Source organism: Streptomyces sp. NPDC107654, assembly GCF_055639035.1.
Window position 1 is genome coordinate 17,761 of record NZ_JBVKBI010000036.1, and the last position, 13,178, is coordinate 30,938.

Genomic DNA, 13,178 nt, shown 5'->3' on the forward strand with positions numbered 1-13,178 from the left:
GGGTCAGCTGTCGGATCGAACTGACGTGCGGTCCGGCATATGCCATCCCAGCACAGTGAGATGGTTTCCCGCTACACGGTGTACTGCATATATCTGCTGGTACCCACCCTGAGCCAGATTTACCACAGCTGGTAAAGACTTCCGGACAAGATCATTCCAGTATGCGCGGGTGCACGACCCCCTCCCCGACTGGGTACCCCGCAGACGCCAACAGATCGGGTTACAGATCCGCGAAGCCCGCCGCACCGCCGGCCTCTCCCAACTCACCCTTGGGGAACGCATCGGCCGCGACCACAAGACCGTCTCCCGCTGGGAGAACGCCGTCACCGCGCCCGATCTCACCGACCTGCTCCTCGTCGCCGACGCCCTGCAAGTGCCCCTCGCCGACCTCGTCCGGTGAAGGGCCCGGCCGCCTACCTCCGTCGGCCGGGCCCCACCCTCAGCGCTTCGACGGGACGATGAATCCACGCCGCGGCTGCGGCTCCCGCGGGTCACGCGAGTCCGGCTGCTGCGCTTCCTTCCACGCCGCCACCAGATCCGCGTACCGCGGGTCGATCCACTCGGACTCAGACATGCGGCCTCCTTTCACAGCGAGGCTACGGCCACTCAGGCTTCGGCATCGGCCGGATCGTGCAGCTCGGAGCGTGCTGACATTTCGCGGCGACCGACACGAGCGTCTCGTCCGCCGGTGGCCCCCACAGCTCCGGGTCCGCCTCCCAACCGAGGTCCCCGATCTTCTCCCGCGTCCGGTCGAGGATCGGCGGGTCGTAGTGGGTGGGGTCGTACCCCGGGTAGTGGTGGACGAACGCGCCGCCGAGCCGCTCGCACAGCTCGGCGTACATCGCGGTGTGCAGGAGCAGGGCGTGCCAGCCCTCGTCCACGATCCGCGACGGCGCCAGGCCGAGGCCCGGGTACGCCGAGCAGGCCGCGACGAACTTCAGGCCCTCCTCCACGATCCGCCCGGCCAACTCCTCTGACATGCCCGGGTTGGCGTCCATCACCGTCCGGCGGCAGCTCTCGTACTGCGCGTCGGTGATGAGCATCCGCGCGAGCGCCGGCGGCTTCGGGTCGACGGGGCCGCCGTCCGGGGTGGGTCCAGGAGGTACTGTCATGGTGATCTCCTTCGCTGGTTGCGGATGGGGACACGCGCCCGGGCCGGTCGTCTTCGCGGGATGTCGGTTCGGGCGCTCACTGTGGAACGTTGCGGGGTCCGTCGCCGGTTCAGGGGGGCTCCGGCGACGGCCCCCTGTGGCCACCCGTGCAGGTCCCGTCGGGTGGCCGACCGGCGCTCACCTCAAGCGCCGGAATCTGGGGGCTATCGGCGTGCCTCGCGAACCGCACGGACCAGACCAGTCCCGGCCGGGCACAGATCGCTGTCGTCCACGCACTGCTCGCACGACTGGCTATGGGCCACCAGCGCATCCATCGCCCGCTTCAGCGCACACGGCCGGCACGCGCGCGGGAACCAGCTGGTGCGCTGGCCGAACCAGCGGATCTTCCGCTCGCCCAGATCAACCGCTGTGGCCGTGCTCAGGCGCGCCCCGTCCCAGATGCAGGCGATGCCGCGTACCTGGTCCTGCGAGAGGCTGTTGAACTCGGGGAGCGGGAGGGTGGCGAGCGCGGACAGGGCGCTCGCGGTGTCGCTGGGCATACGTCAGGCCTCCACGATCAGCGCGTGTCGTCTCACGCAACTGACCGTAGAGGCCCTGAAGGACAGTCAGGGGTACAGTCTGTACCCCCTAGTTCACGCAGCGAGAAGCCCGAGCTTCACCGCAAGCGCCGACGCACGCTGCCGGCGCGCCGGGCTCTTGGCTTCCGTCTCCTCCAACACGATCCTCTTCGCGTACCCGTTGTACCGGATCGTCTCCGGGGCAGCCTCGAACGCCTTGTCCAGCGTGGCCAGCGCGACGTCCGGCTGCCCGTCCAGCTGGTAGCCGCGGGCCTCCTCGATCCGGTGCCGAGCGCGGCGCGGGCGGGACGGGATCGTCACCGCATCGGCGGCTGCGGCCTGCCGCACGGACTCGCCGCCCTGATGGAGTTCGACCGCCACGGTGACGGCATGCGCGCCCATGATGGCCCGGGAGAAGCTGGTGATGGGGTGGTAGTAGTCCGCCGGCAGCCGCTCGGCCATCTCCCGCGCCTGATCCCAATACCGCCACGCTGTGCCCGTCTCCCCGCGGCGGGCCGCCGTGTACCCGGCCTCGAACGTCAACGCGCCTGCGATGGCCAGCACATCGTCTGTAGCGTCCGGGAGGAGCGGCTCCAGGTAGTTGAGGGTCTGCTGGTTCACCTCGTCCGCAGCGTCGAAATGCGCCGGGCCGCTGTCGCGGTGTGCCTGGGCGGCGAGCCACGCGGCTACGCCGATGGCGTGGGGGTCCTCGGACTCTTGTGCTGCGATGAGTCCGCGCTCGGCGACTCGCCAGAGCAGGGCGGCGTCGGGTTGGTAGGCGACGAAGAACTGCGCGAGCGAGTACACCTCGGCCAGCACCGAGTGCGCGGCGCGGCGCTCTGCGCCAGTGTCGGCATGACGGACGGCTGCCTGCGCGTCCCGGATGAGGTCCGGGAGTAGCGCGCCGATGACGTCCCGGTGGTTCGGCGCCGAATGCCGAGCGGCCCACGCGCGTGCAAGCCGAGCCTGAAGGTGCGCGGCCGGTGGTGCCTCGCCCTGGGCGCCGAGCGGGAACGCGTCGACCGCAGCTTTGACGGCGGGCAGGCGGGGGTGTCCGGGGCCGGTGAAGAGGTCGACGTGCACGGACTGGTCTCCTGTGAGGTCGGCCAGGTCCCGGACGCGGAGGATCTCGGCGAGCCGCAGGATGATCTCCAGGCGGGGCGTCTTGAGTCGGCCTGTCTCGACAGCCTTTACCCACTGCCCGGAACGGCCGGCGAGGCCGCCGAGTTGGTCGCGGGTGAGGCCGCGGCGGGTGCGGAGGATCTGGAGTCTCTGGCCGAATGCGAGGGGGTCGGCGTAGGGGTCGGGGGTAGCATCGTGTTGCACGGTCTCGCCCTCCACTCTGTACGGGTCGCACTGTCAGAGTAGGGGGCGGGGCCATTCTCATGTCAGCCCTTACAGGGGCTGGGCGGCGTAGGCTTGGATCATGTCCCCCGCCGAGCGTGCTGCCGAGCTGAACGCCGCGATCCGCGGACTCTGGTCGCATCCGGCGGTGCCGCTCACGGCGGAGCAGCGGGCCGAGTATCAGCGGCTGTGCACCGAGCTGGCCCGGGTGCAGCGCGGGAGCGTCGCGACGGCGGCATGAGAAAGCCCCGCCCGCGCGTTACGGACGGGGCCCTCACCGCACGGTCAGCTGACCACGTGGTGCACCCACCAGGCCGAGAATCCGACCCAGCCGACGACGAACACCACGGCGCCTGCCTTCGTGTGGACGCGGAACCATCTGCGGGTCGACTCGCTGAGCGTGTCCCCCTCGCGGGCGTTCCGCAGCGCGTACGTCTCGAACCCGGCTCCGGCCAGGATCAGGCCGCCCCATACCACGTCCCCCGTGCTCACCGGCCCACCACCTGCCAGACGAGGGACCCGACGGCCACCGCAGCCGCCAGAGACGGCAGAGGCCAGCGAGCACGCTTCAGCGCCTCCACCTCCGCCTTCAACTCCGCGATGTCCTTGTCCGTCTGATCACCGCGCTGAACCAGCAGAGCGAGCTGCCCATCCACCCGAGTGAACCCCGTCTCGCAGGTCCCCCTCAGCCGCTCCAACTCCAGCGCCACCGACACCTCCGGAGTCGTCACTCGCGGGCCCCCACACCCTCACCCGTCCGCAGCCACCCCGGCAGCAGACCCTGCACCGACGGCAGCGCCATCACCCGCGCGAAACCACCCGCGACCGCCAGCGCACCCGCCACCCACGGCAGAGACTCCGGCACACCCGACGCCTGCACGATGAACGGCAGCGCCACCGCGAACCCCAGCGCCGTCTGCACGATCGTCCGCAGCGCCCGCTTCGTCTCGTCCTTCATGGTCATGCTCCCTTCGCGGCCACAGCCGCTGTCAGCTTCGCGACCGCGGCCCTCAGGTCCGCGACCTCTGTCCGCAGCGCGTCCACACCCTCGTGTGCGGCGCGCGCGTGCCCATACGTCGAGCCGATCGCGGTGTTCACCGAGACCTTCCCGTCCGCCAACCCCTTGTCGTCCGGCCACTGCATCTTCAGCCACGCGCCGATGACGACTGCGTCCGACAGCTTCATCGCCGACTCCTTGCTGGGGCTCGGGCTCGTGCCGCCACCGGTGTTCGGCTGCGACGGCGCACCGCCCGGCCCCGCAGCCAGGGTCGCCTTCACGTCCGCCCGCACCGCCGGCATCGCCATGATCTTGTTGGGGGCGTAGCCGGGATCCCACTTGTCCGACGACCACTCGCCGTGCCCAATGACCGACCGCTCCGTCCAGCCGTGGAAGTCGAGGATCGCCGCCGACAGCTTCCGCGCAGCCGCGTACTGCGCCGGGGCCATCTCATGGCCGCCGGAGTACTGGATCTCCACACCGTAGAAGTGGGCGTTGCCGTCCACGCCCGTCAGGTTGCCCTTCGTCGGGTGCAGCTGCCCGGCGTAGTCCTCGTTGACGACGTGCTGAAGCGTGACCGGGTCGCCGCCGCCGGCGTGGTTCGCGCGGCCCCAGCCCACCAGGTAGACGGTGCCGTCGGTGCCGATGGAGAAGTGGCAGAGCGGGCCGGGCAGGTCGGTGATGCCGTTGTAGAGGGTGCTCGCGGCGTACGCCTTGGCGTCCTTCACGTCGGCGCCGGTGTGGTGCCAGATGAACCCGTTGACCGGACCCCACGCGCCGTGGCCCCCGCGGTTGTGGGTGGCCCAGCCGGGGATCTCCACGTAGCGGAGCCCCCACTTCTTCAGCTGTGTGACGACCTGCGCCGCCGTCATCGGAGTGGCCATGGTGTTCCTTCTCTCTGTGCCTTCCGTCAGACGACGGTTATGACCTGCTCGTATTTCTGCGCGGCCACGGATGCCACGCCGGGCACCGTGGCGAGGTACTGCCGTACCGCGTTCACGACGTCCATCTCGGGGACCGCGCTGCCTTCCTGGTTGATCGCGGAGATCTGCACCGACACCACCGGCTCCACGCTCGCGTTCCGGGCGGTGATCACGTAACTGGCCACAGCGGGCCCCTTTCTGGTTAGGCGGTCCGCTGTACGGACAGCCAGGAATCCGTGTAGACCGTGGTCGCTGTCGCGGTGGACACGGACTGCGCCCACGTCAGCGCGAGCGTGCCTCCGGTCGCGCCGGCTCGGTACGTTCCGGACAGCAGCACGGTCAGCTGCGTCCCGGCCCCCAGGCCGCCATAAGTCCTGGTGGCGTTGAGCGGTGTCGACTCCAGGCGAATGTTGTAGCCCCACGTCGAGACCGCGTCCTGCTGGGTGCCACCCGCGCCCGTCGCCGACGTCACCGTGGTGCCGCCGCCATGCCCGACCCAGGTCCCTGTCCCTGACGGAAAGCTCCAGCCGAGGACGAGGTCGGCAGCTGTGGTCGCGTCGTAGATCACCCAGCCGGAGATCGTGTATACGGCGCCTGCGACCACGTCGATCTGCAGGTGTGGGTCCGCGGTCTGCGTCGTTGTTGCTGCCCGGGGGGTGTCGCCGGGTTTGCGGAGCGTCTGCGGCTGCATCGAGCGCAGCAGCGCCGCGGTGAGTCGTTGCCCCGCGAGGGGCGTGGGGTAGGCCTCTGCGGCCACGGGTGCCTCCTACAGGGCGAGGATGGTGGGGTAGGCGAGCGATACCTGCTCGCCCGCGGAGTGGGCCTTGACGACGCCGTTGACGGAGCGGGTCACGGTGAACGTCTGCGGGCCGGACACGACGAACCCGGTGTACGAGATGGTCGGTGAGGCGTTGGTGATGCCGGGCACCCCGGACGCGGAGATACCGACCGCACCGCTGGTGAGCGTGCCAGTCGACACCGTGGTCACGAGCTGCCACCCGCTGGGCTCCGTCGTGCCGCTCTTCCAGGCGCGGGCGCTGATCGTCTGCCCGGTCACCTGCGCGCGCAGCCACCACACGTCGTTCGCTGCGTACGTCTGCCCGGTCTCGTACGTGCCCAGGTCCGTGCCACCGTTGGTCGCGTTCAGCCCGACGGTCTGCCCGTCCGCGGCGATCCGGAACAGCAACCTGACCCGGTAGAACGTCGAGGCGTCCTGCCAGCGCATCACCACCCCGGGCGCCAGGCTGTTGCCGGTGGACACCTGCCCGGGGCTGATCGACACCAGCACCTGCGTGTCCGCGATCCCCGACCCGACCGTGTCGAAACGAATCGTCGTCGGCGTGCCGCCCAGGTTGATGACGCCGGCGGTGCCGGTCACCGTGCGATCCGCCGCGGCGCCGCCGGTTTCCGTCCACGTGTGCCCGGAGGTGGTGGTGCCCCAGCCGCTGGCCGACGTCCGTGCGAACGTGTCGTACGGCTGCGGGGTGACGCTGGTGACGGTCATGACCTCGCCGCCGACCCGGACCGCGAACGGCATGTCGCTGCTGTCCGAGGTCCAGATCGGGCCGCTCACCGTGGTGACGTCCAGCAGTGTCCCCGACGCGGTCACCGGCTCCGCCAGCACCGAGCCGTCCGTGTCGATCCGCGCCGTGCTGTCCAGGTAGCCGATGTACGAGTACGGGGACGCGGGCGCGCACGTGAACGTCACCCGGTGCTCGAAGTGGGTGATGCTCTCGGACATGCCAAGGACGAGCTGATCGATTGTGTCCGGGGGCAGCCAGCTCGGGGGGTTGGTGATCTGCACGCGGTCGCCGAGGCGCATGCCGAGGATCGCCCGCCGCATCGCCGGCGTGATCGACGGGTGCGCGAGGTTCACGCTGATCTGCGGGAACCGGGCCTCGTCCACCGTGCCGACGTGGACGCGCCACGCCGCCTGGTCCCGCAGCGTCGCCGCATCCGAGGCGGCGAGGTTGAGCGTCGTCTCCTGCCCATACGTGCCCACACCCGCCGGCGGTAGCGCAGTGCCCAGGGTGCCGGTGGTTTCCTCGTAGGTGCCGCTGACGCCGCCGACGGTGATGGTGACCTTGTTCTGGATGTAGCGGTCGTCCTCGACCGGTGTCGGGATCTGCGCCAGCTGCCCGGACGGGTAGTCCAGGACCAGCGTCGGGTCCTGGTTGTACAGGCTGGTTCGGGTGCGGTAGCCGATGCCGAGCGTGGCGGTGTTCTCGTACAGCAGGCCGCCGTCGGCGAGGGCGCACTCCTGCAGCTGCGCGAGCAGGTTCTGCCGGGCCTGGGCGCCCATCGCCGCCGTGTCGTCCAGGTCCCCGACCCAGTCGAACGCCAGACCGGCCTCGCCGCACAGCCGTTGCATGCGGCGGCCCGCAGTCTCGCCGATCGGGTTGAGGCGGACACCGAGCGCACCGATCGCGGTGATGGCGTTCTCGACGGTGACATGCCCGATCGCGACACCCGGCAGCTGCGATGTGCCAGCCGGGCCGGACACCGCGCGGGACGCGGGCCCGAACTGCACCCGGGTGACGCGGGTCAGCTGGGTGACGAACACCGTGTCGTTCACGCTGTAGACGCGGCTGGTGGAGACGTCCACCAGGCGCAGCGTCCGGGTGATGTTCGCCCCGGACTCCTGCAGTTCGACCGAGACGTACAGCAGCCGGCCGCGGACGTCGAGGCTGTGCTGCAACTCGGCGCCCAGCACGGTCCCGTCGGACGCGCAGGTACGGATCGTCAGGCTGCGGGTGCTCGTGTCGTAGTACACCTCCCAGAACTGCGACGACCCGGCCGAGTAGTCGACCTGGTCGATCGCGCAGAGAACCTTGCCCAGCGCGAGGCCGGCCGCGGGGATGTAGGCGAGGAACCGGACTTGCGTGGCGCTGGGGTCGTCGTAGGCGGGGATACTGCCGGACAGGGCCGCAGAGGAGAGGTCGGGCAGCGGGTCCGACGCGGCGAACCCCGAGTACGAGCCGAGGGTGGGGACGCCGGTCCAGGTCATCGCGGAGCCAGTCGTCAGCGCGGACGCCAGCGACGTCGACCCGGACGCGTCCTCACACGGCCAGTACGCCACCAGACCGGACGGCGGCGGATTGGTGATCGCGTTGTAGATGACACTGTGCTCGGGGGCTGGGCCCTGCGCGAGGCGGCGGAGGATGCCGCTGGCGGACACGTCCGTCCACACGTCCGAGCCGCTGGTGTCCCAGTTCGGGACCCACTCGGAGATCTCGCCCCACTGCCGGTAGCTCTTGCCGCCGCTGCCGTCCGGGACGCTGACACGAACCGGGGTGTTCCGCCCGATCGAACCGTAGTACGGGCCACTGGGATTGCGAGGGGAGAACCGGCCGTCCCTGTTGTCCAGCTCCAGCGTGCAGGTCCCGGCCTCGGTCTGGGATCCTTCGTCACGGATGCCGGTGGTGATACCGATGTTGCCGCTGTCGTCTCGGACCATGCAGTACGAGGTGATGTCGACCCACGCCCCGTTGACGAGGATCTCGACCTGTACGGGCTCGCCGTTGGACGCCTCCCCGCTGCCGCGCGCGGGCGCAGGCAGCAGCGTCAGGCGGCGCCGTAGCGCCGCGATCTGAGGGACGAGCCCGGCCATGGGTCAGCCCACCTCCACGAATGTCACGAAGCACCGCATGTCCGAGGCGGTCGTAGGCGTCGTGGCCCTGATCCTCAGGAACTTGGACACCGCGACGATGGGCCGGTCGTCCGGCATGAACGTGCGCACGTAGCTCAGCCCGGACTCGCCGCTCACAGAAGACAGGGACACGGCGTCGAAGGGGCGCGTCGCGGTGATCGTGCCCTCCACCGTGGCCGTGTAGCCGGTCGCGCTCGTGCCCAACGTCAGCAGCGACGCGGTGCCGTTCGGGTCCAGGTTGATGACCCCGGACGACGCGTGCGCGGTGACCGTGGCAGCAACGTCCGTCTGGAGCAGCTCCACCACGCCGTCGGCGCCGGGTGGGTCGTCCAGGGAGAACCCCCACTCCAAGATCTGGATCATGCGGGTGCTGGGCGTGGCCAGCTGCAGCATCGTCTTGATGCTCGTGCCAGTCGTGACGGACGCCAGCGCCGCCGTCGTCGGCGCGGGTCCGTTCCATACCGTGTACGGCACTCTCGTTCCTCTCCTCTATCGGCCGCGCGGCGGCCGAAGCGTTGCCTCGATCGAGCCGCGGGTCTTGACCGCCTTCCGGCCGGTGTCGACCCACAGCTCGCCGAAGTCCCTGTCAGCGATCCGGACCTGGATGACGATCGGCTGGCCATCCCCCGCGGCCGGCGCCGCACCGACAGCGGCGGGTGCGCGGCGGGGTGCGGTGAGCATCGACGCCCACGGCGCCTGACCGGCGGCGAGCTTGCGGCGGGTGTCCGGGTTGGACCACACGCGGGAGCCGATGGGCAGGTCCGCCAACTCGGGTCCCTGCTCGCCGACGAGCGTGAGGCCGGACCGGATGCCGCCGGAAGCTGCGGCACCGACGATGCCGCCGCTCGCTTTCTTCCCGAAGGCCTTTTCGATGGCCTTCTCCATGCGGTCGGCGAGCTTCTCCATGGCCTTCTGGAGCTTCTTCTGCTGCTCCTCCAGGCGCTTGACGTTCTTCGTCTGCTCCTGGATCGCCTTCTCGTACACGGCGTCGGCGGTTGTCTTGCCCGCGGAACCAGCGGCGGCCTCGATCTGCGCCTGCGTGTCGTTGATCGACTTGATCTCGGACGCGCTGGCCTGCAGCAGGGCGCCCGCGGTCTCCAGGCCGCCGCCGTCAATGCCGGCTTCGGCGACCTGCTGGATGATGCTCTTGCTGAAGCCCTTCGCGCGGAGCTGCTTGAGCGCGGCGGCGAACGCGGTGACCTTGTCCTTACTGTTCCGCATCCCGGACTTGATGGAGGACAGCGTCACCGTGCTGTCCCCGGTCGCGCCGCGGGTGATGTTCGCGCTGGAGAGGAGGTTGCCCTTCACCGACGCGGCCAGCTGCGAGGAGGCGTTCTTCAGGTCGGACAGCTTGGACTTCGCGCTCTCCAGCGACTTCGTCACGCTGCCGAGTTGCTTCTCCCACTTCAGGAGCTGCTTGCCCGCGGAGTCGAGCTGCTTCAGCAGCCGGGACTCGGTGCTGCCGTGCGTCGCCTTCATGATGGTCGAGCGCCACTGGTTCAGGGCGTTCACCAGCGACCCGACATCGGACGGCTTGCCGAGCGCCGACCCGAACTCGGAGTGGCGGTACCCGGCCATCCGCCCGAAGTGGGAGATGGTCAGGTCACCCATCGCGTCATGCCGGGCCTGAGCCTCCGCCTGCGACTGCGCGCGGGCCCGCTGTTGCGCCTTGGACAGGTGACCGCCTCGCGCGAACCCAGCGACCTGTAGACGGCCCTCGTTCAGGGCGTCGAGCATCCGCACGCCGTACTTCCGGACCGCGGCGGCCTTCACGACGTACTCGGTGTTCGAGACCGCGGCGACTGCGCCGGAGCCCATGTAGGCGAGGATGCTGTCCGAGGTGCCCGAGCCGGGCCCTTGCACGTAGCCGCCGTTCGGGAACGCTTGTACGTCGCCGCCGTCGGCGTAGCCGCGGACCAGGCCACCCGTGGCATAGTCCCGCTTCGCGACGGTCACGCCGCCCTGCACCGACACGAACTTGTTGACGTGGGTGGTGGTGACGGTGAGGTTCTTACCGTGCAGCGCGGCAATGGCCCCGGCGACGTTCCGGATTCCCGAGAGCGCGCCGCCGGTTGCGGCGGTGACCTGGACCCGTCCGTTCGGGAGCCGCTTGACCTTGTACCCGAACGACTCCAAAACCTTCTCGGCGCTGGCGGACAGGGCCGAGAGCGTGACCTTCTTCGAGCCCGGGGCCGCCTTTACGGCGGCGTTAAATGCCTGGATACCCGCCTTCGCGTCGTCCGCGTCCAGGTCCACCTTGGACTTGACGTCCGTCGGAATCTTCAGCAGCTGGCTGGCCAGTGCCTTCGCCTGAGGCTCGCTCAGGCCCATCGCCTGAGCGTAGTCAATCAGCTTCTGCCGACCCCGATCGTAGATTCCGTTGACGGTCTCCCAGCTCGCCCCTGCCTCACGCTGACTCGCACCTGCCGCGTCGGTCTTGTCTGCGAGATCCTGCAGCGCCGCCGCGGCGTTCCGGGCCTTCTCGCCGTTGAGGTTGAGGACGCCGTTGGTCATGCTCAGCGAGTCGTGATTGTCCTTCGCGGCCTTCGCGGCGGCATCGATGGCCGCCTCGAAGCCGATCATGCCGCCCAGCCCGGCGCGCTGGACGTCGTTGAGCGCCTGGATCGACTGGCGCAGGCCATCCGCGCTGGCCTTCTGCGCGTCGAGCTTCGCCGACGTCGCCTGCGCCGCCGTCCCGAACAGGCCCATCGAGTCGGCGGTGAGCTTGGCTTCCAGCGCCGCGTCCGCGAGAGCGGACTTGTAGTCGTCCATCTCGCCGGCAAGTTTCTTCGGGTCGCCGCCCTTCTTCGCGTACGCCGCCTGCAGTTCCTTCAGGGCAGCGGCGGCGAGCTTCGCTTTCCCGCCGCGCACCAGGTTCGCGAGGCCCTTGTCGAGGGAGTCGATTTGCTTCTCGGCGTCCTTCAGGCTGTTCGACTTCCCCATACCCAAGGTGAAGATGCTGTTCATGACGTCGTTGAACTTGTCCATGCCCTCGGACTTGCCGCCGACCCGGTCAGCGGCGTACGCGAGGCCGTCCAGGCCCTTGCCGAACACCCGGATGGCCTCGCCAGTGGCCTTCCCGGTACGGCCCAGTTCACCGAGCGAGGTGGTCATCTTGTCGATGTCCGGTGGTGCCTTCTTACTGCCCTCTGACAGTTTCGCCAGCGCCACTACGAGGATGCCGATGCCAGATCCAACCAGTGCGATCTTCGCCGACCGGGAAAGCGCCCCGAACGCCGCCGCCAGCGATGCCAGACGGCCCGAGGCGCCAGCCGCAGCCGTCCGCATCGCACCGATCGCTGTCGCAACGCCGGTCAGGCCGCCGCCAGTGGCCGCCATGCCTGCGGCTGCGATCCGCACCGTCTTCATGACCACCGCGAACTGCAGCAGGGACGACAGCAGACCGGTGGGCAGGGCATTGGTGAGTTTCGCGAACGCGTTGACCACGGTGAGGAGACTGACGCCGGTCTCGGATGCGGCGGCCACTAGGTGGGCGAGTGCCCGGGCGAGGTTGACGAGGGTGTCCCCAACCTGGGGGCCGACGCGCTTGGCGTAGTCCATGAAGTCTTTAAATTGGGACTTGCCGCCGCCGCTGGACATGGTCCGCATGAAGTGCACCAGCGCGTCGTTGGCCTTCGACAGGGCGCCCGTCGAAAACTTCGCGAAGCTGTCCATGAACTTCGAGAACCCGCCCGACTGGACACCGCCGGCCAGGATGGTCATGAACCGGTCCAGCTCGCCCGCGGCGCCCTTCACCGCGGGTGTCAGCTTCGGCAACAGTGCGCCGGCGACCGCGAGGCCCTTGGTGAAGACGGGCATGGTGTCCCCGGCCAGTGACTTCGACCAGTCCTTGTACTGGCCCGTCAGCACGGTGAGCGCGGCGGCGGCTTCGCGGGTGGCCGGGTCCATGTTGCCGACCTGCTCCAGGTACAGAGCCTCCGCCTCAGCCGCCTGCTTCGACGCGGGGCCGTGCTTGGCTACCGCAGTGCTGTACTTGGCTTGTGCGTCGGAGGCGCTCTTCACCGCACCGATCTGACCGGCGATCGCCAGCCCGAACACGCCGATGGCAGCGCCGGCTGCGCCCACGTTCGCAATGATCGGCACAGTGGCAGCGGCGATGGGGATCAAGGCCGGGGCGAGCGACAGCGCGGCGGACTTCAGTCGGTCCATGCCACGGCTGTTGTTGCTGAAGGTGGCGTTGAGGCGGCCGTTGTTGCCACGCAGGTCGCCCATGGTGCCGGTGAGGCGTCGCATGCTGCCGTCGAGGTCGTCCGTGTCCCGGCGCAGAGTGCGGGACCGGTCGGACATCGTGGTCATGCGGGTGTCGGCGTTCCGGGCTGCGGTGTTCAGCGAGCGGAGCGCGCGGGCCGCGTCCTGCGCGGAGTCCTTCAGCGCCCGCAACGCCACCGAGGCTGCGGTCGCTCGTGCCGCCAGCCCGTCCAGGCCGCGGCCAGCTTCCCGGGCCTGGTCGCGGAGTTGGTCGAGGGAGCGGTTGACGGCCGCGAGGCCGGCTGCGGTGTTGTTCGCGACCCGCACCCGGATTTCGATGTCGTTACCCAAGGCCGTCCCCTCCCTCCAGCTCGTACTCGGGTGTGC

At 69.6% G+C, this 13,178-nt stretch carries 15 protein-coding genes; 2 read left to right on the forward strand and 13 right to left on the reverse strand.

The features are described from left to right. Positions 1 to 169 precede the first annotated feature (169 nt). Entirely contained in the window at positions 170 to 400 is a 231-nt protein-coding gene (locus ACZ7N4_RS36335) for a helix-turn-helix domain-containing protein (RefSeq protein WP_471367656.1), read from the forward strand. A 39-nt stretch (positions 401 to 439) separates the two neighbouring features. Here ACZ7N4_RS36335 and ACZ7N4_RS36340 read toward each other — a convergent pair whose 3' ends face one another. The 4 genes from ACZ7N4_RS36340 to ACZ7N4_RS36355 all read right to left on the reverse strand — a co-directional run bounded on the left by ACZ7N4_RS36340 (position 440) and on the right by ACZ7N4_RS36355 (position 2,995). After that, positions 440 to 574, reverse strand: coding sequence for a hypothetical protein (locus tag ACZ7N4_RS36340; protein WP_471367657.1), 135 nt, complete (start codon positions 572 to 574; stop codon positions 440 to 442). A gap of 22 nt (positions 575 to 596) precedes the next feature. Then, positions 597 to 1,112: a glycine-rich domain-containing protein gene (locus ACZ7N4_RS36345; RefSeq protein WP_471367659.1), complete on the reverse strand. Its 516-nt coding sequence runs from the start codon at positions 1,110 to 1,112 to the stop codon at positions 597 to 599. Between the two features lie 203 nt (positions 1,113 to 1,315). After that, the gene (locus tag ACZ7N4_RS36350) at positions 1,316 to 1,651 is read right to left on the reverse strand and encodes a hypothetical protein (RefSeq protein WP_471367661.1); all 336 of its coding nucleotides are present in this window, start codon (positions 1,649 to 1,651) and stop codon (positions 1,316 to 1,318) included. Between the two features lie 93 nt (positions 1,652 to 1,744). After that, positions 1,745 to 2,995 (reverse strand): helix-turn-helix domain-containing protein, encoded by a 1,251-nt coding sequence (locus tag ACZ7N4_RS36355; RefSeq protein ID WP_471367775.1) that lies wholly within the window; start codon positions 2,993 to 2,995, stop codon positions 1,745 to 1,747. Between the two features lie 100 nt (positions 2,996 to 3,095). On the opposite strand from ACZ7N4_RS36355, the gene ACZ7N4_RS36360 reads away from it, so the two are divergent. Continuing rightward, positions 3,096 to 3,254: a hypothetical protein gene (locus ACZ7N4_RS36360; RefSeq protein ID WP_471367662.1), complete on the forward strand. Its 159-nt coding sequence runs from the start codon at positions 3,096 to 3,098 to the stop codon at positions 3,252 to 3,254. Between the two features lie 44 nt (positions 3,255 to 3,298). Here ACZ7N4_RS36360 and ACZ7N4_RS36365 read toward each other — a convergent pair whose 3' ends face one another. Genes ACZ7N4_RS36365 through ACZ7N4_RS36405 form a run of 9 tightly spaced genes read right to left on the reverse strand, consistent with a single transcriptional unit; the run spans position 3,299 to position 13,142 of the window. After that, positions 3,299 to 3,505, reverse strand: coding sequence for a hypothetical protein (locus tag ACZ7N4_RS36365; protein WP_471367664.1), 207 nt, complete (start codon positions 3,503 to 3,505; stop codon positions 3,299 to 3,301). Beyond that, positions 3,502 to 3,744 carry a hypothetical protein gene (locus ACZ7N4_RS36370; protein WP_471367666.1) on the reverse strand — a complete coding sequence of 81 codons (243 nt, stop codon included), beginning with the start codon at positions 3,742 to 3,744 and terminating at the stop codon, positions 3,502 to 3,504. The genes ACZ7N4_RS36365 and ACZ7N4_RS36370 overlap by 4 nt, the downstream gene beginning before the upstream one ends. Continuing rightward, a complete protein-coding gene (locus ACZ7N4_RS36375; protein ID WP_471367669.1) occupies positions 3,741 to 3,971 on the reverse strand; it encodes a hypothetical protein in 231 nt (76 codons plus the stop codon). Before ACZ7N4_RS36375 ends, ACZ7N4_RS36370 begins: the two co-directional genes overlap by 4 nt. A gap of 2 nt (positions 3,972 to 3,973) precedes the next feature. Then, complete coding sequence (locus ACZ7N4_RS36380) at positions 3,974 to 4,894, reverse strand: peptidoglycan recognition protein family protein (RefSeq protein ID WP_471367671.1); 921 nt, start codon at positions 4,892 to 4,894, stop codon at positions 3,974 to 3,976. 26 nt (positions 4,895 to 4,920) lie between these two features. Next, positions 4,921 to 5,118: a hypothetical protein gene (locus ACZ7N4_RS36385; RefSeq protein ID WP_471367673.1), complete on the reverse strand. Its 198-nt coding sequence runs from the start codon at positions 5,116 to 5,118 to the stop codon at positions 4,921 to 4,923. A gap of 17 nt (positions 5,119 to 5,135) precedes the next feature. Then, entirely contained in the window at positions 5,136 to 5,690 is a 555-nt protein-coding gene (locus tag ACZ7N4_RS36390) for a hypothetical protein (RefSeq protein ID WP_471367675.1), read from the reverse strand. Between the two features lie 9 nt (positions 5,691 to 5,699). Further along, positions 5,700 to 8,543 (reverse strand): hypothetical protein, encoded by a 2,844-nt coding sequence (locus ACZ7N4_RS36395; RefSeq protein WP_471367677.1) that lies wholly within the window; start codon positions 8,541 to 8,543, stop codon positions 5,700 to 5,702. A gap of 3 nt (positions 8,544 to 8,546) precedes the next feature. Continuing rightward, positions 8,547 to 9,056, reverse strand: coding sequence for a hypothetical protein (locus ACZ7N4_RS36400; RefSeq protein ID WP_471367679.1), 510 nt, complete (start codon positions 9,054 to 9,056; stop codon positions 8,547 to 8,549). Positions 9,057 to 9,071: 15 nt separating this feature from the next. Beyond that, positions 9,072 to 13,142, reverse strand: a complete 4,071-nt coding sequence (locus ACZ7N4_RS36405) for a phage tail protein (RefSeq protein WP_471367681.1) — start codon at positions 13,140 to 13,142, stop codon at positions 9,072 to 9,074. Between the last annotated feature and the right edge of the window lie 36 nt (positions 13,143 to 13,178).